The organism is Alcaligenes sp. GW821-FHT11D07 (assembly GCF_058808495.1).
In genome coordinates, this window is record NZ_JBXART010000001.1 from 1,285,689 (window position 1) to 1,304,148 (window position 18,460).

Here is an 18,460-nt window from a genome sequence, read left to right on the forward strand (position 1 = left end):
GGGCTGATGCTCAATCACCGAATATGCTCTTGAAGGTATCCGCGTCACGGCGACGCAGCTCCTGCAAAGTGTACTGACGCCCACGTGGATCAACAAAGCGACTCAAGTCGTAGCCGCCTTCCTGATACAGCTTATATCGAGCTGGCCCTAACCATTCGCGCTGGAACGCAGCATCCTGACCGCGAAACCAACTGCCGTACTTTGTGCTGGCCTGCACCTGTCCGACTTTAAGGCCCGCCTTTTCACGCTGGGCTTTGGTCATATCTCCCACCGGTCGGAAGCTGGCTGGCCGTGGAGCACGTTCACCGTCCTCGCCAATCCGGTAGCCGCCGCGCACCTTGAGCGAGCGCACGAATGGACGGTTGCCCACCAGGTCGCCGTCAAAGCTTGGCGCCAGAACGGTGCGGCAGTTCGGGTGATACGGAGGGCGTGGAAAATCCGAATCCAGCTCATACCGTGTACCATCCATCGCCGCACAATATTTGCTGGTGCGCCCATCCAGCGTTGCCACCACCACCAGATACTTGACGCCCAAGGCGCTGTACGTGTTCTCGTAAGCCACGTTTGATACATGGTTGCGCGCCGTGCGTACGATCCGCTCCACGTCCAACTTGCTGCGATGTATCAGGCCATCCTGGTAGCGCAGCTTGTCGGTACCGCGCAGGCCTCGAATTATGTCGGCGTTGGTTTGCCCCTCTCCGACCCCCTGCCTGATCCCGGCATAGATCCGGGCGCGAGCCTGGATCGGAATATCAGCCAGTAGACCATTCAGCAGTTGACCATCAAATACGGGCCGGTCAGCGGCAGCTTTGAGTGCTTTCGCTGGCGATACCTTGACCTTGGGTAGACCATCAACAGCCTTACCCATCACCTCGGTGATATAGGCAATCTCGTAACCTGCCAAGGCCAGAGCGCTGGCTGACCACTCTGAGCGAATGGCTGCATCCAACGCCTTGGCGGCCTGGTCGATCTCGCCCCTTAAGGCCTTGAGCGCATCCGTCGTGTAACGGCCGGCTAAGAACGCCTCCCGCTCGCCGGGGTTCAACGCCTCCAGCAGTGGCAGCAGTTCCTTGGCCAAGCCAGCACCGATTCGGTCTAATTCCAGCCAAAGACGGTTCACGACCTGCGACGATGCCCGGTAACCGTAGGACGAGTGCTGGACCAGCGCCGCCACAATCGCCCGCTGGGCATCACTCAGACTCGCCATGCTCTACGCCTCCAGGGTTTTCAATATGCAGCGCTTCTTCGTTATACGAACGCTCAGGCAGCTTACCCAAGATCAGGTACTGCCAGTAGGCATCCGCGCTGATCTTGCCGGCCATGACCGCCTGCAGCAATTGCTGGGCAATGGCAGGATCAATGACTGGCGTGCTGAACTCAGGTTTGACCGTGAATTTCACGCCCTTCGGATTCTCGCCGATCCACTCAGCGATGTAGCGCAGGCCTTGCTCTATGGCCTCGGCCACCGTCACGACAATGGTGTGCAGCGTCGCATGCTGGTCATCCTGCCGCGCCTTGCGGGCCTCGCCCGATTCGGTGCCGGCTACATCCATAACCTTGGCGCCTGCCTCCAGCGCTGCCCCCTTCTGATCCTGCATCGCTCGGCGCACGGCATCGATACCGGCGCCCTGGAACTCCAGATAGCCACACGTGCCGTTATCTCCCAGATCCCAGGCTGCCGATGGACCGGTCACCGAAAGAGGCTTATCCGCTTCCAGCCCCGAAACCCAAGGCTGCGGATGGCTGGTGTAATGCAGGCTGGTGAAGTAATCGGCGCTGAGTTGATAGCTCTTGATAGCCGCACGCGCCATCGTCAATAGTGGCACTTCGTCTACAGCAGGAGCATTATCGGTCGAGCCGCAGTAGATAACCGGCAGGAACTCAAGCCCTTTTGCCACCTGCCCACCGGTCGCCACCGTACCCAGCGGCCGGCGCACTTCGATAATCTGCCCGTCGCCGCCCTGTACCTCAGTGAAACAAACTCCATCATCCAGCACATAGACGCGGTAAACAGCCTCAGTGTCGTGCGAAAAGACGTCATCACCCTTCTCACGGAACTCCCGGAAAACTGCCAACACCAAGTCCTGACGCCCTTCTACAGTTGCCTCCTTCCAATTGGTGGCATTCGTGGCTCGGTAGGTAGCGAAGTACGGCTGCCCTTGCTCATCGATATTCACCACAGTAGGCACACGACCATGGGAGACAGCCTGGCGCACCATACGCAGGAACAACTGCTTGAGGCTGAACCCATCGTCTGTGGCGTTTTGCTCCATATCCCTCATACGTGCAGGCAGCTCAATCTCAGGCTGCAGCCGCGAGACCAGACCCATCATCGAACGCAGGCTGTCACGTACCCAGTGCTCGTACTGGGCGCGATCTCGATACCCTTCATACAAGTAGCGGTTTTCACCGCTGAGCTTCTCCGCCTCGACCATACCGGCTGGCTTGGGCAGATAGTTTTCCTTGGCCTTGATCGCTCGCTCCCCTTCCAGGGCATCGTCCATCATTTCCCATTCAGGCAGGTGTGCATCGTAGTCGGGATGCGTGGTTGTGACTGACATTACGCCAAGCCTCCTATCTGGCGCTGTCCGGCGCTCGGTTTCTTAATCGGGTAGCGGTGGACCAAAAAGTAGCCCTGCGCATCGTTCGCATGATCATGACCACTGCTTTTGTCCGGCTCTCCATTCTTGTCATAGGCCTGTTGCTCCAGCGCTTCGGTCAGCACCGGGCAGCGATCCGTGTTCACTTTCCAGCGTCGCTGGTCCATATCATTGAGAAGCATGGCGTTCACCGCGTTGACCCGGTCACGCACGGCTGGATTGCGGCTGTTCGCACGCACGGTAAAGCCGGCCTGCCGCAGAATGCTCAGGTCAGATTCGCTTGCGTTCTTGCTGCTGGTGTTCTGGCCGCTGGCATCGGGATAGACGATCACGGCATGCCCTCGGTCCTTGAACCGGTCTTTAAGCAGCTTGGCCATGGCCGGCGTGTCTCGCACCTCGGTCAGCTCAGCCACTGTGATCGGCAAGTCATCGCGTATCACGTTAATAGTGGCCGTCATGTTCAGCACGTTAAAGTCCATGCCTACATGCAGCGTCTCGTTCGGTCGCTCGACCTCGGCGCTGTGATTGCGCCGTCGGCAGAAGGACGGATACACGCTGCCGCTGTTCAAGTTCACGAAGCGGCCTTGCAGGTACGCCTCAATCAGTTGCGCCGGGTAGGACTCGCGCAAGGAGTCCACATAATCGTCCGGTAGAAACGGATTGCTTGAGGTGGCCGCCTGGACCATCACATAGCCCGGCTTGGGCTTGCGGGCCCAAGTCTCATAAGCAAACCGGAACCCCTCGGGCGTCGAATAGGCGCTCACCCGGTTGAACGGCTTGTCCACGCCTTTAGGCTTTTGACGGTTCCGGGCAATGATCTTGCGCCAGGCCGCCTCCGCCTGCACCTTCTTCAGCGTGTCGATCTCATCTACATGTGCCCGGTAGGATTCGTACCCCACGATGCGCGCCGGGTTCTCCAGCGTGCGCAGGATGAAGTCGCCGCAGTTGGGCGCGCTGGTGTAGATGATGTTTTCCTGCTTGTTGTACTTGTACCGGATGCCTAGGTCGGATAGTTTCTCTTCCATCCGTGGTGCCAGGATCAACCGAACCAGGTCGTAGGTGGGCTCATACAGAGCAATCAAGGCATCCGAGGATTCCAGCGCATCACGGAAAGCGCAGTTGGCCAGGGTCTCTGTCTTGCCGCTTCCAAAGCCGCCAATAAAAGCCGGGTACTTGGCCTCAGTCTGAAAGAACCGCGCTTGCGGCTCTGTCATCTGTAGGCGCAGGGTTCGGCTTTGCATTCACAATCTCGATTTGGATCTTGCCTACCGGCGTTTCATCTGGCGGCGAGTTCTTGGCCAGCTCGGCCCGTGTTCGTTCCAGGCTCTCAATGCGAGCCGTCAACTTGTCGATCAGGCCCGTGTAGTCCCGCACCTTGCTGGTAGTGGTGATCTGTTCAGCACCGGCAACCACGACACCGTCGATGGTGACCGGCTCTCGCTTCTCGCTATCCAGCTCCAGGGTGTTGCCGTACTCGGCTTCCCGAGCCAATGCGCGCATCAGCCGTATCCGCGTCAGGCGCAGCTCTTCATCGACCTTGCCCAGTTCGATCTGGGCGGCTAGGTCTTTCTCTTCTTCGGTGAAATATCGGGAGTAGATGCTCCCGGGGGTGGCTGCGTTCCGGTTGCCCGTCGGGGCACCGGTCGATTTGCCGCCGTGCATTCGGCAGCGGCCGTTCTGCATCGCCCTGTTGCGACACGTCTGGCCACTGCGGGTCTTGGCTCCGCATGTGGCCATAGTTTCTTACCTCACAGAGTTTGCATGGGGTTGTTTTACTCTTTGTGAAGTCCTTCAACACAAAACCCCGAATTTCAACACCTTGTATACTTGATGATGAGTTCCATTATCTTATCAGACTGACAAAAAACTAAAATTCGTAAATAGCATTTGCTGCTGTTTGCATCTCCGAAATCACTATAAACAAGATACAGAACCATGCAGAACAACACATGCAAATTATGCCTGCTAAGCTGCAACGACTTTGCAAAATCACACATAATCCCAAAATGGGCATTTAGATCAATATCAAATAACCTAAAAAGCCTCACAAGAAATGGCTATGTAAAAAGAGCACCCATGGGGGTCTACGATCAAAATATTCTTTGTCACTGCTGTGAGATAAAATTTGGTCCATTTGATAGCTATGCAGCAGACGTGTTACGACCGCTCCCTTATAGTGACCCTGAGAGCATATGCAGTACAAGCATTGAAGTACCCAGTCCGGCGCGCCTTACGATCTTTTTCCTTAGCGTGTTGTGGAGAGCACACGTCAGCTCTATGTCTGAATTTGAAAAGGTAGACCTTGGCATAAAACACTCTCAAAACATCAAAGAAATAATTCTGAACCCAGAATCATTTAAAGCAATCGACTACCCTATCATCTTAGGCCAAATAAATTGGGGACAATATGGAAAAGGCATAATACCTCCTCCCATGAGACGGGAAATGAGGACTCTGCAAGGAAACTTAAATGGTTATACAGTTTGGATAGGAGATTTCATAGCATATCTATTCATAGACTCAAGAATGAGATCTATAAACTCACCTACCTTTACTCATAACTTAGCTCCAACTATCTCACTACCTCAAATCGATTTCAGTAAAACCTTAGAGGCTAGAGCGCTAATTGATATTATGGGCACTACCAAAAACCACTTTTAGAATATATAAAATCCAAAGCAAGATCCTCATCTTAAAGATTCACGAAATCGGCTGATAACTCGATGAATCGTTAAAAACCAACAATCTTTCGATAGGCGGGCCATCGTCTGCCAGGATGTTCCGCTACACCCACTCACCGATCTCTGGCGCGGGCCGAAGCGTTAGAAATAGCAACGCATCCTCGCCGACCATATCAGCAGGTGGGCATGGTCTCGCTGGCAGGGTCATTTCTTTCATCCATAAAAAAAACCCGCCCGGAGGCGGATAACCTAGTCTCATTCACACTTATTAAGGCTCAACCCACTAACCACACCCCATTAGGTATGATCTGGCCTATCAGCTCGTGCCCGTTCGGCCGGCGCTCAAAGAGAAGATCAATGAAATTAATTATTGGCCTAGCTATACAGATCCTTATGTTCGGCCCTGCCATATATATGGCCAGACACCTAACAAGAACCTACGGCAGCCTTGATCTCGCTCCAGGCGGGCTCCAACTAATCGCGATCTTGCTACTCGTTGCCCCTATCGCCATCGGCGCCTGGGCTCACTCTCTTTATAAAAAGAATAAACGCCTAAAAGAATCCTTATCGAGCTATCGTGAAGATCAGCGGCATCGATAAGGCTTTTAGACTGCATCCAAAGAAAAACCCGCCGATCTTCCGATGGGCGGGCCTGTTCAAAACCTATAGGCACAGTTGTGCTGCTGATAATGTAATGGTTCTTGAAATGGTTTTCCAGAGCCTGATGTTATGCTTTGTGCCCACCACCAATCTGCGTGGGCACCATTCCCTACTTCGCTGCGGTTCGATCGGATATGCCCTGTAGACTCCAAGTCGCGTAACACACGCCACACTCCGGTGCGAATTACTGCCCGCCGTTTCTGATCGGCATTGCCGCCTATGTAATTGATGATCTGCCTCATCTTGAAACTACGCCCCGGATACGCCGCCAGCAGATCAATCACCTCCGACGCGTACTTCACAGCAATACCTCCTTTTCTACCTTGGCCCTGAATCCTTCCAGGTGCCGTTTGTAATCCTCATCCCGCAAGATGGCTCCGGTGATCTGGCGAATCCACCGGCGCGCTACCACCAGGCGCTCAGATGCCGACAAATCCCGGAAGTGCGAGTTCTTCCGCGTGTACTCAGCCTGCAGCACCATCGCCTGATAGCGCGGCAGGCGCTGGTACAGAGCATCCACAGCCAGGGCGTGGTCTTGGTTGATCGGGCGGTAATCGTCCTCCCACGGCACATACCGCTCCATGTTACCCACCGTTTCCCCGGACCAGCACCAGCGGGCCCAGTTCCACAGTAAGTCATCGCCGCTCAGTTTTTGCATGGCTGCCCTCCCCGAATAACGCTTTAAGCCCTTCTCGTGCCCGTTCCCGCTTTGCTTCGGGCTGCCGCTCCTGATGTTCTTGCCGCTTCTGACGCACGAAATCAACATGCTTCGATGGGTCTTGGTACATCCAACTTGGGTATGACATGGCTATACCTCCTGAATCCGCAGAATCACTGCACCACCGCGCACAGGCTCTTTCATGCTCACTACCAACGGATCGAACGCACTGTCATCCACCCCCAGGGCATCACACACGCCATCAATCCCCGACTTCATCGACGCCAGCAAATTGTCCCGGTCCCGTCTGCGCTTGTCTGGCGGCATGAACTCCAGCACCAGGGCCGGGCTATCCGGCACCGGCTGTTTATGCTGGCTGGCCAACAGACGACATTGCTGCCGGTACGCGGCTTTCAGCTTTGCCAGCGCCATGTGGTGCAGGCGTGCATTCGGGCTTAGGCCTTTGTTCGGCCATGGCAACCGGATTTCGATCATGCGGCCTCTCCCTGAGCTGCGCGAGCCATATTCAACACTGTCAAAGTGCGGCCCTTGGGGGCTCGCAGGATCTTTCCGGCCCAAGCCTTTTGGTCTTTCCCCGTCTGGCTGACAGCCTGCTGCGTCAGATCTCGCACTTTCTTCTGTCCCTCTGCGCGGACTTCTTTGGAGTCCGCAGGCGACGGCAAGGCCAGCGTCGGGGCTGGAATATCGGCCCAAGTGCCCAAGGTAAGCTGACTGGCCAGCGCTTTGTTCCAGCGGTTCTCCAGTTGTTGGTAAGCCTGGTTCATCATGTCGTACTGCCCGACAGCAATGGCAGCGTGAAAGATCGCCGGGTGTGACCAGATGCCTACTTCGCCCTTTGCTCGGGCCTGCATTCCACGCACAGCCTCGAAGAACGCCACATCAGCCTCCAGATGCGGCCGGCATGCGCGCAGGAACTCGGGCAGGCTTGGCGGCCAGTCGAACATGCGACGGCAGTTTTTGATTCCTAGGGCTACGTCCTGCGGAACAATGCCCTCTTCGTCAAACGCTTCAGCCCAGGCGTCTTTCCAGTCTTGGATGGCCTGAATATCCTTGAAGTTCGAGCGGAACTTGTTCGGGTAAATGCCATTCAAGCGGTTGAACAGATGGTCCATCAGGCTGATTCCTTCCAGCTTTGGGTGGGCCATCAGCCATTGGTTTGGCGATTCACACGTCGATAACATGCGCTTCCTCCTGACGAATACGGCCCTGGTTCACGTAGGCAAGTGGGTCAAATTTCTCCTGGCCAGCAGGCTTACGGCTATCACGGTCTTCTAGCCAACTGGCCTTTCCTCCCCGCCAGCCGCGCAGCATGCACTCGGCCAAGAAGTCGTCAACGCTGTAGCCCATGGCCATGGCCCGCTGTGCTTCTGTCCCAAGCCGGTTTGCAGCAGTCTGCGTCAGCGGGGCTTTGATTTCTTTTCGGTGGCGCAGGTAGTCGGCCACCACTTCGGGACTCGGTTCAGCAGGCCAGCTCGAAAAATCGACGTCAGGCGCGGCAGCGCGTGTGCGCGGTTTTATCTTTTCTTCTTTATCTGTTTCTTTATCTTTATCTGTATCTATATCTAGCGGCGTTATGTCTCCGTTACGTAACGCGTTACTGTCTCCGTTACTCTGTTCATCTTCTTGTTTTGGCTCTGCCGCTTCCTCGTCCTGTTTGCGTTTGCGGTACCGGCGCTGGCGCTCTGCATTGGTAGGGTCAGTGTCGCTACTCATCTGGCGGCTATCCCAGTTCAAAGGCTGCAGCGTCTCTTGATCGATCAGGCCCACTTCGGCCAGGCGACGCGCCACATCTTCCAGCGTGCGCGCATCAATACCCAGCTTGACGGCGACCTTACGCATCATCAGCGGATCGTCATTGTTCAGAACGCCCTGCCCCTTCAAGCACAGCAAGGCCACGAAATGCCAGCGATCCTCAAAAGCCAGCAAGCGCAGCTTCTCGTCGTCAACCATCTCCGTGTAAGCACGGAACCACGGCAGCTTTTTCATACCGCCTCCACAATCAAATTTGCCGCCCTCAGCGCGCCATCAGGAACAACGGCGCCACGGTCCAGCAGTGTTTGTATGCACAGGCGCAGCAAATTGCGCTGTGGGCTGTAAATCGACTCAAACTTGTTCTTCCTGGGATGGACGGCAACCAGTCCAGGCGCGCCCGTTCCGTCCTGGTGGTGGCCAGCGCACAGCGGCAACACCAGCCAATGAGCATCAGGCTTGGTGCGGCCGTCAATGTGGTGAATGCTCACGACTGGCTGATAGTGCTTGTCCAAATTGCAGGCAATGCACCCGAGCGAGGCCATCATGCTGTGGAATCGCTTCTGGTCTACAGTGGCTGCCGCGCCCAGCATGCCGCGTGACTTGATTGCCTTGGGCTTGGCTGGCTTCCATGCGCTGCGCTGCATGGGCTTTGTTGGGGCTTTGAATGTGCTGTTCCAGGCCATCTTCATTTGCCAGCCTCCGGGAACTCAAGAAACACGCCGCGCTCTCGGAAATCAGCCTGCACAGCCTCGGCATAAGCGCTCAGTTGCTTTCGATTCATGAGCGATGTCACTGGCATGTACTTCATTACCAGCAGCTTTTTTTCGTAGGTCCGGCCTTTGATGATCGAGTCGTACATGCCCTGGAACTCGGCATCTTCGGCCCGCAGAATCGGCACGCCGTGATGCAGCTTGCAGTAGCAGCGCCAGCCCAGCGCATCATCCTCGGGCAGCTCTCGCGCTATCTGGCCGTACCAGACATGGGTAATGTCGTTCTGGGGCTGCGTACGGGCCTTGCCAGTCTTGATTGAAATTCGCAGGTAGCGATGCGCCTGGTACTGACTGCGCACATCGCCAAAAAAGCGCTGCAAGGACTCATCGCTGTTCACAATCTGCATCTCAGTGCTCCTTCTCAACAGCGCGCAGAGCGTTGCGCTCCATTCGATGCAGAATGACGCGGGCATCACGAAACAGCGGAACCAACTGATCTGCCTCAGCCTGGGTTATCACCCCGTCAGCAACTGTCTCAGCCGTCACGGCTGCAATCTTCCCGATCTTGGTAGAGATCAAAAGAAACTTGTCTTGGAGAGCCCTGCTTTCATCGGCCCAACCACCAACAGGTGGAGGCGGCACTAAATCAACATGGATTCCACGCTGCGCATTCATCACCAGTAGCCAATCCCAAGCGTATTCAGAGCCGCCCGCCTTCTCTTCCATCCACTCGCTGAGCATTTCAGCCATGGATATGCTTATCTCGTCACCATTCACAGCGCGCAGCTTTGCTCTAAGGCTTTCGGGGTGGATGCCGCGACCGCGCCGCTCCGTTAGAAACAACGCCGCATCCACCACCCCGCCTGGAGTTTTGCGAACGCTGTTATAGAGAACGTCCAACCAATCTGTGTTTGAGTATTTGCAGGTCATTACCTTGAAACCCTCGTAATTTCAGCGTTTCGCTTGTTCTGAGCCCTGGCTACGATGCTTGGTGGAACTACGTATCAGGAACTACGAATGGAAACTAAGAATCAAACGCCGGACACTACCGGCATGGATGAAGAAATCGACTTTGAACGCCTGGAACTGCTGGACCGTGCCACGGAGCTGGCCAGGCAAATGTTTGAGTACCCAACAGAAGCCCACGTAGAGGGCGTGCTGGATCGGCTGCTGTGGAATGAGCTTCACGGCTTAGGCGAGGCCGGGGCCTCTACCCTTCACTAAATATCTGTGGGGCCGATGGGTATCGGCTCTCGCTTTTCTGGATCACACATTGATGCTCTCCTTTATCGCCTTCCAGGCAGCAGGCCAATGCTTTGGGTTCTGTCGGGCAACTGCCGCGATTACTCGATCTGCGATTCGCGGAGGCAGGTCTTCCGGCCATTGGGTTACTGCCTGAGGCATGATCCCGATAGCAGAAGCGGCGGAACTCACAGAGCCGCCTAGTAGCTGGATGGCATGTTGTTTCTTCATACGCAAATGTTAGCGTGCTTACGCAATCATTGCAAGCACGCTTTTCTAAAAATAGAGTGTAATTGCGCTTACATATGAGCGAACTAAAAGACAGAATCGAAAAATTGAAGGCTGTAATGGCCTGGAATGACACCCAGATGGCTAAAGCGGCTGGGGTGAGTCGTTCCGCCGTTTCTCAGTGGGCCGGGAAAGGGAGCAAAATCATTCACACCATTGGCGATGTGGAGGTTGCTCTTAATCTAGAGCGAGAGACGGGCTACAGCGCGCTCTGGATAGCCAAGGGCGTTGGCCCAGAGACGGCCAAGGACCGCGAATCAGCGGATTCTTGGCCCTTCGCTTCTATCGACAATCAAAAGGTTCGCGCTCTAGACCCAGACAGGGAACGCATGCAGCTTGAAACCGCCATACTCCTGTCCGCCGCCCAGCTCGGCCTGGACGTAAAAAAGGACGAAGGTTGAAACGATGAAACGTCACACTGGCCGAGTTACTGAGTTGATTGTTGGGTTCTAAACGTATAGAGGGATATGGGGTCTATAAGGCCCCATATTTTTTATTTGCAAAGTAACCAGAAATTTTAAATATTATTGTTTTGTGAGTGAGGCAATGGAACGGTTTATACAGCGAGTCAGTTCACACATCGAACATGTGAACAAAGTTGGTGTCCACTGCATATCGGAAGAAACGACCAAGCAAGCCTTGATCCTTCCGATGCTTGATATTCTCGGCTTTAGTCCATACGACCCAACTAAAGTTCAGGCAGAGTATGGCTCTGACTTCCCAGGGGTGAAAGCCACTGAGCGAGTTGATTACGCGCTATTCAGTAATGGGACGCCAGTGCTTTTTATTGAAGCCAAGGCATACGCCCAAGACCTGACGAACCACTGCCCCCAACTATCCAGGTACTACAACGCGACGCCAGAGGTGGCGGTTGCTGCAATAACAAACGGCAGGGAATGGCGGTTTTTCACCGACCTAGTCAACAGAAACATAATGGACAAAGATCCGTTCTTAACTGTCGACTTTGAGGCTCCACAGGAAGATGCCGCGGAGCAGTTGTTCCGTTTCCATCACGATAAGCTGGAGGCAGGCGCTCTACGCGCTATGGCGGAAGAGAATATCTACCTTTCATCATTCCGAGAGGCCATCACCTCCTCCCTGCGCGAATGCGATGTGGATTTTGTGCGCTATGTTGCGACACGCGCATCCATCCAACGACAGCTTAATGCGCGATTCCTAGAAAGCATTCAGCCCTTGGTGGTTCAAGCAGTAGCTCAATCAGTAAGCTCAATGGTCGCCACCAGCCTTTCACGGCCGCAGAAAACCGAGGAAGCGCCGCCAGTGGTCGTACTGTCCGACGAAGATGCACCAATCATTGACCCTGATAACGAAAAGATAATCACGACACCAGAAGAACAGAAGCTCTACCAGATCTGCCAAGAAATTCTTCCAGGCGAAGATTTGTCCATGCGAGACACTGAGACATACTTCTCTGTGGTTTCTGGTGGGAAATCGAATAGATGGCTCTTCCGCTTCTGGGGTGACAAGCGACGCCCTGCGATTCAGTTCATTGAGCCAATGACCGAAATCCACAATATGGAAGCTCAACGGGCCGGGTTAGAGATTGGCAAAAATGGTCGAATCATCTTGAACAAGCCGGAAGACCTGTACCGACTCGCTGGCATCTTACGAGACGCCTTGATGTACTGCCAAAATGACGAGAACTTCCGTCGCTCCTCTCGTAGAGTCGAGTCAGAGGAAGAGTGAACATGGGCTCCATAATCGTTACCCAGCCCAGGGAGGCTGTACGTAAGAAGGACTGAGCAGGGAGAGACAAGGAGCCATAGGCTCCTTATTTTTTAACCATGAAGTAACTAAATTTATTTTTATGTAAGGAAGTAGACGTGGCTTACACATACAAGATGGTTCAAGTTCCACCAAACATTTCTGTTGATGCGAAGAAGCACAAGGGCAGCGAAGCAGCACACTACCTAGAGCAAGTGGTGAACCAGCATGCAAAACAAGGATGGGAGTTTCAGCGCATCGATAGCATCGGCGTTGAAACAACGGTGGGCTGCCTGGCATCTCTGTTCGGGCAAAAAGGAACATTCTCCCACTACCACGTCATCACATTTCGCCGTCAAGAGAATGCCTAGTCTTACGCGACTAGTAGTGACAGTTTATCGACGGCTAGCACCTCAAAGGGTTCGTCAGTCATGCAGGTTCGAGCCGAGCTGCTCAGAGTACTGCTTGCTTGCCGTCGATAAATATGGCTTCTGGAGCGGTTGGGCAAAAACTCTGAACCGTCTCAAACGATGCCGCCCTCCTTATGGCGGCAATGATTATCCATAAACGCCCTACATCTAGCCCACGACATAACAAATAAAGGAATGAGTTTCCCCGGCATGGTAGAGCGCTATCCCTGCCAAGCTCTATACAAATCAGACGACCATCTGATCTCACTATGTCGATGGCTAGCGAACCATCTACTGAAGAATAACCTAGGAGCTAGGCCCAAAGATGACCGACAAACACGTAAAACTGGAAACTACCGAAGACGCATTAGTCTATCTAGAGCAGTTAGCAGCCGCTGGAGATGCTGGGAACATCGAGGACTTTGAGCTAGGTACTGCTCTAAAGGAACTTCAAATCATCATTTATGGTCCAAATTACAACGGGCAGCTAACCGGAGAAATTGCTAAAGCTCTAGGGCAATATCAGGACGCTATCTATTCATTCGCTAAAATTGTAATATTCGACCAGCCTAACGCCAGACTTACCGTCGAACAGAAGAAAGAGCTTGAGCTACTGATCGATGTAAACGAAGGAAGTCTCGATCTGAAGGTTAACTTCGGTAAGTTGTTTGATGCACTGAAGGAGCCGTTAAGCAAAATGTCACCAGAGTCAGCTAGAACTCTTCTTATTTCCTTGGCCTTAATCGCAACGTTAGGAATCACTGCTTACACGTTGGGGACACGTGCGCTTGAAAATAAGGATCGCGCGGACCAGCGAGAGCATGTTGCAGAAGTTCTGAAGACAACACTCGAGTCAAATAATCAGACCATTGATACAGCACTTAACTTTCTGGACGCACAGCTTTCCAGAGAGTCTGAGCAGGTAGCTCGTAGTGCTCGCTCGTCTATCGCCGCATTGTCGAAAGCCCAAACAGTGGGATTAACTGAAGTAGCTAAGGCATCCCCAGACGCAACCGAGTTGGCCTTTGGCACATCCGTCCTCGACCAGGACGCAATTCAAACAATGAGCCAACGCTCCCCTCGTGCGCTTGCCGATCGTTTCGATGCCGAAGGGGAGTATCAAGTACTAGCAGAAACCTTACCTGGGGGCATTACTAAAGTAACTTTCCATGGGAAGGATTTGCCAGGCGAGATAACAGTAGACTTTTCAGAGGATGAATTTACCAAAGCTCAATCTGATGCTCTATGGGACGCCATTCGTGACAGAACTTCAGTTTATGTAAAGCTTCAGGCAACGCTTATCAGAGGCAGCGTAAAGGGTGGTGTGTTAGTGGATATCGTTGCTGATTAAGCAGCGCATAACACTCGGGCATACCCCTTACCGCTAAGCATATTATCGTGTTGGAACCAAGAAGCCCCTCCCGGGGCTTTTTTGTTGTCTGCTATAGGCGTCGTATCATACAGATCGCTGTCCCCGCCTAATGTTCCCCTTCGATGAGGTCACGCTGGCACTTGGTTGTTCTGGCTCATCGGGGGCCGGGCTTGTTGGTTGGGCGTTGCTAGACTCTTCTTCCTTGATTCCAAGATGGTTGGCTATCTTGGCAACTGCGTTTCTGGTGGTCTCCACATAAAAAAACATAGCCACAAACGCAAGCGAATAAAAGCTCGCCGAAACAGCAGAAATAATCAGCGGCCAATTTCGTACCGCACTGGTCGAGACTGATAGCCCATATCGGCCTGGCTCCACGATAGTTATCTCACCATAGGTATAGATCGCCACTACAGAAGCCAAAATGGTAATTAACGCAAATAGCATTGCGACCATTCCAAATGCGCCCGATGTTTGTTTGTACACGCCCCTCTCCCAAGTAACGAATAAAGACAGGATCGTACCAGAATAAGAGAACAAGACCTTTTCATGCAGTCTATTATTTGGACTTTTAAAGTATTGCTCCCATAAACATCAAAGCCCCTCCCGGGGCTTTTTTTGTCTTGCTATCTAGGCCATCACTCAATCTTAATCAAAATCCTTTTCTCGCCTTCCTTTAGATTGCATCTTTTTCGGATGATTTCGTTGGAGCTGGAGTAACGATACTGAGGACTCTCTTCCCAAACTGCGGAATAGCTCGGCATTGCCATAAATCGTTTTTTCCCTGTATATCCACCAAGCCGATTTTTAGCGTTCACATACCCGCATATCACGGTCTTTTCATTCGGATTGTCAGTCTTCGCTGCATACAGCCCCGTAAATTTAGCGGAATCGGGATCTATAAGTTCATTTCTCGTGTACTCGAGCGCTTGTTTTACGTATTCATCATCTATCTGTGTGGCTAACGCTGTTGGAACAAACGGTGCAGGCTGTGGCGGCCGAGCAGTTGCCATGCATCCACCAAGAGCCATAACGGAAACGAACAGCATAATCCTCTGCATTACCCCTCTCCCTAAAGTTACAGTCAGACACTAGATGCTAGCAGATTGAGTCGGCATGGGCTTAAGCAGCATCACAAGTGAGCAAACTGCATCTTCATTTAGCCGCACTATCTTGACCTAAAATGCTGTATATATATACAGTATTCATATCCCCTGCCCCGCCATATTGATGCGCTCCACGTAGCTCCCACGAATCAGAGCGCATATCTAAAACGCCCACTTGCAAGAGAAGAGCATTGAGATATGACGAGTAACCAGAACATCAAGCCCCCGGCCGACCTCTCAGCTTTATTGCGGGCTGCAGCAGAAAGGCTCGAAGAAAGCTGTGCTGTCATTGACGCTGCGGAGGCTGCCTGGCTATCACCAGCACTACAAGACGATGCAAAGCTCCGCATCATTACCAGTCTTCGCCGCACCTTAATTGACGTAATCCTTGGCATTGAGAGCGGAACACCGATCGACTGAGCGCCTTACCTCCAACCCCTGCTCGCCAATGCGAGCTTTTTTTCCAACCCTCGCGTAAGCATTCTTACGACATGAACGTTAGCACGCTTGACAATATATGTTAGCACTCTTACACTTCATTCCAACGCTTCACCAAAACCGCAGAACACCTTTAGGCAAAGCCACGGTAAGTAACGGTTCAGAGAGCGCCAGCAGCAAAGGCTGCGCCCGCCACGGCGGAGGCTCTTTAAAAACCAGCAAAGCGATAAATAGGCCAATGGTGCGACAACGCACGGCTAGGCCCAGGGCGCATCCCCACACCCCCTGATAAAGAGTGAGACGGACAACCCGTGACGTGGGGATTTAGAACGTTGCGCTACCTGGAGCCAGCTTGGCTGGGAGTAGCCAGGAGCGCAGCGGTTATCCACCAGCATCTTGACTCAGGGTGCTGACGGATAAATAGGAGATAGACATGCAACAGCAGGACAAACCCATGCGCTGGCCCAGCGACTTTCCGGGAAAGCATGACAAACAGGAGAAAGCATGAGCAAGGTAACGATGCCGGAGCCGTTCGGATGGCTTTCAGACTCATTGATGAATGGCGGACTGGCGTTCAGTAAGACTGATCCCCACACAAACAGCACATTTATCACCAACTCCATATGCGCTGTATACCGTGACTACCAAATGACACGCTACACGGAAGCTGTGCGGCGTGAAACGCTTGAAGCGGTCCAGCGTATTTTGACTGGCATGTACACCGAGGCCCTGAAGGCTCGGGTTCCAGAAGACGATGACGATGATGGCCATAACCAAGGCTGCCTTGAACGAGCCCTGGCCCTGACTGATGCATCGCTTCAAGTGCGAGGCTTAATCGAATCAACGCCTTCATGACTCGCGGCAAGAGGTAGCGAGGTCCAGGCAGCCCTTCTTATGAGGGGCATCACATAGGCGGGCGTCAGTAAAGACGCTTCGGTCAACGGTAACCACGCGACTGGCTGATCACCAGACCGAGCCATCCGCCTGTAGAACCAGGGGCAGCGCGGCAAGCTGGTATCAAGCCCAGCCCGCCTATGTGATGGGTAATCTGCGGCCGCACCCGATATCGTCATAACGATATCGGTTAAATATCAACAGGTTATCCCTGTATTTTCAATACTGAAGGCAAATACTCCAACGCAGCTTTGTCCCTCTCCTGGAAATACCCTTCCGCCCTATGGGGCAGCCAAACCGTTGAAAAATGCTGGCGGAATTCGGCCAACAGCTCGTTGGGGTAGAGCCGCGCGTCGACAACTCGACCATCTAGAAAAGTATGTTTATAGGTGGGAAAGCTTTTAGGTTCGATATTTTTCTCACTTCTCAACCAATTGGAGAACATTTTTCCTTGTGAGGCATCTGGGATCATTTTATCGGGCAACGTATAGCCTGCACTTTCCAAGGGGGCGATTAACAGCAAGGTTAACTCATTCAGAATTGAAAAATGCGTGTGAGGAATTTTATCTCTATTTATTAGGTACCTTTGTATATGACCAGGAAGAGTCGGTTCTCGAGAAACATCTCCCGAAATCCAATCATGGACCCATTTAGTTACCTGTACCGCAAATCTAGGAGATAGCCATTGAGCCAAGTGTATGGCCACCTGAGGATGGACCCAAGTCCCTTGGTAGTTGGGATTTCCTCCCTTGATAATTTGAACTAACTGAGGAACTGGGAGCCTGTTTTCCTTGGAAAGCTCCTCCAAAAACTCCCTAGTATTTTTAACCTCAAAGTAATGACCAATCTTTTTTCCCGCGGCTACGCACATGGCAGTCGCGTTTATATATCCATCAGAGGCTCTCTGATGAATCAAACTCCCATCAACTTTACGGGAAATCACAGGTAAATCAAGCTGATCCATAACGCCTCAGATAAAAAGGTGGAATTCAATCTTACTAAAAGTATAAACCCTGCAAACAATTTCTCGCTGAGCCTTCCTATTAGTAACTCTCACTCTTATCTATTTCCACTCATAGCAGGCATAAGCATCTAGGCTTCATTACACCTATCCCCGTGAAATCATTGCTACGCATACTGTAGCGGTAATTAGCGGCACCCTCTAGCCGCAGCATTCCCACTCCCTCAACTATTTCAATATCAAAACCGCCCACGCCATGGGCGATCGGGAGTGCTGCGACTAGAGGGCATAGAACCCCGGAACCCGCCAATACCGAGTTGCGCGCGCAAATCGTGACGGCGGCAGACGCAGGCTAAACCTCTTCCCTTTCAATGGCGCCGGACGCGGCGCAATCCCCACGGAGCTAACCATGAACGCTTTTGCTATGCGTGAGATAGACGCGTACGAGCTGGCGGAGCGCCGCCGCGCCTATATCGCGGAGCAGATCCGCAACTGCCTGTACGGCAAAACACTGTACGTGAACATCGCCTGGACCCTGCAATCGATTCCTCAAAAGGTAAGCCGCATAGGGCTGATCGAGGAAATAGAGAATGCGCTTCTGGCGTCCAGTTCGGCAGGCTTCGACTATTCAGCCAAGCTGCTGGCTGCGCTTGATGATGAAAGCCTGCGCCCTGCTCTGCGCGCCGACCGCGAGCGAATCATCGGCGACTGGGCAGACACCACGCATAACTGCATGACCCGGCAAGAACTGGAGGCGCTGCCGTGCTGATCGAGTATTTCATCTTTGCGACGCTCTTTTGCTGCGCCGCTTTCTTTATCGCACTCGGGATTGAGGGCGTTCTCAGTATCTGGAGGCAGCCATGACAGACCAAAACCCCGGCTTCCCCCGCACTCGCCGCCGTAACCCATTCGATGGTCAGGGATGCTACGCACCAAATAGCAGCA

General features: G+C 53.2%; 24 protein-coding genes. 10 read left to right on the plus strand and 14 right to left on the minus strand.

Going from position 1 to position 18,460, the window contains the following annotated elements; genetic code table 11:
• Positions 1 to 10: 10 nt before the first annotated feature.
• The 4 genes from AC1RSM_RS05915 to AC1RSM_RS05930 are packed head-to-tail and all read right to left on the minus strand — an operon-like array spanning position 11 to position 4,337.
• Positions 11 to 1,207: a minor capsid protein gene (locus AC1RSM_RS05915; protein WP_492930395.1), complete on the minus strand. Its 1,197-nt coding sequence runs from the start codon at positions 1,205 to 1,207 to the stop codon at positions 11 to 13.
• The gene (locus AC1RSM_RS05920) at positions 1,191 to 2,561 is read right to left on the minus strand and encodes a DUF4055 domain-containing protein (protein ID WP_492930397.1); all 1,371 of its coding nucleotides are present in this window, start codon (positions 2,559 to 2,561) and stop codon (positions 1,191 to 1,193) included. Before AC1RSM_RS05920 ends, AC1RSM_RS05915 begins: the two co-directional genes overlap by 17 nt.
• Positions 2,561 to 3,841, minus strand: a complete 1,281-nt coding sequence (locus tag AC1RSM_RS05925; protein WP_492930399.1) for a phage terminase large subunit family protein — start codon at positions 3,839 to 3,841, stop codon at positions 2,561 to 2,563. Before AC1RSM_RS05925 ends, AC1RSM_RS05920 begins: the two co-directional genes overlap by 1 nt.
• Positions 3,780 to 4,337: an HGGxSTG domain-containing protein gene (locus tag AC1RSM_RS05930; RefSeq protein ID WP_492930401.1), complete on the minus strand. Its 558-nt coding sequence runs from the start codon at positions 4,335 to 4,337 to the stop codon at positions 3,780 to 3,782. The genes AC1RSM_RS05925 and AC1RSM_RS05930 overlap by 62 nt, the downstream gene beginning before the upstream one ends.
• A gap of 540 nt (positions 4,338 to 4,877) precedes the next feature.
• On the opposite strand from AC1RSM_RS05930, the gene AC1RSM_RS05935 reads away from it, so the two are divergent.
• Complete coding sequence (locus AC1RSM_RS05935; RefSeq protein ID WP_492930403.1) at positions 4,878 to 5,261, plus strand: hypothetical protein; 384 nt, start codon at positions 4,878 to 4,880, stop codon at positions 5,259 to 5,261.
• 978 nt (positions 5,262 to 6,239) lie between these two features.
• Here AC1RSM_RS05935 and AC1RSM_RS05940 read toward each other — a convergent pair.
• The 7 genes from AC1RSM_RS05940 to AC1RSM_RS05970 form a co-directional block, all read right to left on the minus strand.
• Entirely contained in the window at positions 6,240 to 6,599 is a 360-nt protein-coding gene (locus tag AC1RSM_RS05940; protein ID WP_492930405.1) for a hypothetical protein, read from the minus strand.
• Between the two features lie 150 nt (positions 6,600 to 6,749).
• Positions 6,750 to 7,094, minus strand: coding sequence for a RusA family crossover junction endodeoxyribonuclease (locus AC1RSM_RS05945; protein WP_125304137.1), 345 nt, complete (start codon positions 7,092 to 7,094; stop codon positions 6,750 to 6,752).
• Positions 7,091 to 7,801, minus strand: coding sequence for a replication protein P (locus AC1RSM_RS05950; RefSeq protein WP_492930407.1), 711 nt, complete (start codon positions 7,799 to 7,801; stop codon positions 7,091 to 7,093). Before AC1RSM_RS05950 ends, AC1RSM_RS05945 begins: the two co-directional genes overlap by 4 nt.
• Positions 7,785 to 8,606: a phage replication initiator YdaU family protein gene (locus AC1RSM_RS05955; RefSeq protein WP_492930409.1), complete on the minus strand. Its 822-nt coding sequence runs from the start codon at positions 8,604 to 8,606 to the stop codon at positions 7,785 to 7,787. The genes AC1RSM_RS05950 and AC1RSM_RS05955 overlap by 17 nt, the downstream gene beginning before the upstream one ends.
• A complete protein-coding gene (locus AC1RSM_RS05960; RefSeq protein ID WP_492930411.1) occupies positions 8,603 to 9,061 on the minus strand; it encodes a Ref family recombination enhancement nuclease in 459 nt (152 codons plus the stop codon). Before AC1RSM_RS05960 ends, AC1RSM_RS05955 begins: the two co-directional genes overlap by 4 nt.
• Positions 9,058 to 9,489: a hypothetical protein gene (locus tag AC1RSM_RS05965; protein ID WP_492930413.1), complete on the minus strand. Its 432-nt coding sequence runs from the start codon at positions 9,487 to 9,489 to the stop codon at positions 9,058 to 9,060. Before AC1RSM_RS05965 ends, AC1RSM_RS05960 begins: the two co-directional genes overlap by 4 nt.
• A gap of 1 nt (position 9,490) precedes the next feature.
• Complete coding sequence (locus tag AC1RSM_RS05970) at positions 9,491 to 10,012, minus strand: phage regulatory CII family protein (RefSeq protein WP_492930415.1); 522 nt, start codon at positions 10,010 to 10,012, stop codon at positions 9,491 to 9,493.
• 87 nt (positions 10,013 to 10,099) lie between these two features.
• Here AC1RSM_RS05970 and AC1RSM_RS05975 point away from each other — a divergent pair, with 87 nt between their 5' ends.
• The 6 genes from AC1RSM_RS05975 (at position 10,100) to AC1RSM_RS06000 (ending at position 14,098) form a co-directional block, all read left to right on the plus strand.
• Positions 10,100 to 10,306 (plus strand): hypothetical protein, encoded by a 207-nt coding sequence (locus AC1RSM_RS05975; RefSeq protein ID WP_492930417.1) that lies wholly within the window; start codon positions 10,100 to 10,102, stop codon positions 10,304 to 10,306.
• 323 nt (positions 10,307 to 10,629) lie between these two features.
• Positions 10,630 to 11,013, plus strand: a complete 384-nt coding sequence (locus AC1RSM_RS05980; protein WP_492930419.1) for a hypothetical protein — start codon at positions 10,630 to 10,632, stop codon at positions 11,011 to 11,013.
• Positions 11,014 to 11,158: 145 nt separating this feature from the next.
• Positions 11,159 to 12,319 (plus strand): type I restriction endonuclease, encoded by a 1,161-nt coding sequence (locus tag AC1RSM_RS05985; RefSeq protein WP_492930421.1) that lies wholly within the window; start codon positions 11,159 to 11,161, stop codon positions 12,317 to 12,319.
• A gap of 137 nt (positions 12,320 to 12,456) precedes the next feature.
• Positions 12,457 to 12,708, plus strand: coding sequence for a DUF4177 domain-containing protein (locus AC1RSM_RS05990; RefSeq protein WP_492930423.1), 252 nt, complete (start codon positions 12,457 to 12,459; stop codon positions 12,706 to 12,708).
• Positions 12,701 to 12,904 (plus strand): membrane protein insertion efficiency factor YidD, encoded by a 204-nt coding sequence (gene yidD, locus AC1RSM_RS05995; RefSeq protein WP_492930425.1) that lies wholly within the window; start codon positions 12,701 to 12,703, stop codon positions 12,902 to 12,904. Before AC1RSM_RS05990 ends, yidD begins: the two co-directional genes overlap by 8 nt.
• A gap of 168 nt (positions 12,905 to 13,072) precedes the next feature.
• Positions 13,073 to 14,098 carry a hypothetical protein gene (locus AC1RSM_RS06000; protein ID WP_492930427.1) on the plus strand — a complete coding sequence of 342 codons (1,026 nt, stop codon included), beginning with the start codon at positions 13,073 to 13,075 and terminating at the stop codon, positions 14,096 to 14,098.
• A gap of 105 nt (positions 14,099 to 14,203) precedes the next feature.
• Here the strand turns inward: AC1RSM_RS06000 and AC1RSM_RS06005 are convergent, their stop codons facing one another.
• Both AC1RSM_RS06005 and AC1RSM_RS06010 read right to left on the minus strand, forming a co-directional pair.
• Positions 14,204 to 14,602, minus strand: coding sequence for a hypothetical protein (locus tag AC1RSM_RS06005; protein WP_492930429.1), 399 nt, complete (start codon positions 14,600 to 14,602; stop codon positions 14,204 to 14,206).
• A 152-nt stretch (positions 14,603 to 14,754) separates the two neighbouring features.
• Positions 14,755 to 15,165, minus strand: coding sequence for a hypothetical protein (locus AC1RSM_RS06010; protein ID WP_492930431.1), 411 nt, complete (start codon positions 15,163 to 15,165; stop codon positions 14,755 to 14,757).
• A 255-nt stretch (positions 15,166 to 15,420) separates the two neighbouring features.
• On the opposite strand from AC1RSM_RS06010, the gene AC1RSM_RS06015 reads away from it, so the two are divergent.
• Positions 15,421 to 15,642, plus strand: a complete 222-nt coding sequence (locus AC1RSM_RS06015; RefSeq protein ID WP_492930433.1) for a hypothetical protein — start codon at positions 15,421 to 15,423, stop codon at positions 15,640 to 15,642.
• Between the two features lie 522 nt (positions 15,643 to 16,164).
• Entirely contained in the window at positions 16,165 to 16,515 is a 351-nt protein-coding gene (locus AC1RSM_RS06020) for a hypothetical protein (RefSeq protein ID WP_492930435.1), read from the plus strand.
• 244 nt (positions 16,516 to 16,759) lie between these two features.
• Here AC1RSM_RS06020 and AC1RSM_RS06025 read toward each other — a convergent pair whose 3' ends face one another.
• Complete coding sequence (locus AC1RSM_RS06025) at positions 16,760 to 17,518, minus strand: KilA-N domain-containing protein (protein WP_492930437.1); 759 nt, start codon at positions 17,516 to 17,518, stop codon at positions 16,760 to 16,762.
• Between the two features lie 406 nt (positions 17,519 to 17,924).
• Between AC1RSM_RS06025 and AC1RSM_RS06030 the strand changes: the two genes are divergently transcribed.
• A complete protein-coding gene (locus AC1RSM_RS06030) occupies positions 17,925 to 18,284 on the plus strand; it encodes a hypothetical protein (protein WP_492930439.1) in 360 nt (119 codons plus the stop codon).
• Positions 18,285 to 18,460 lie beyond the last annotated feature (176 nt).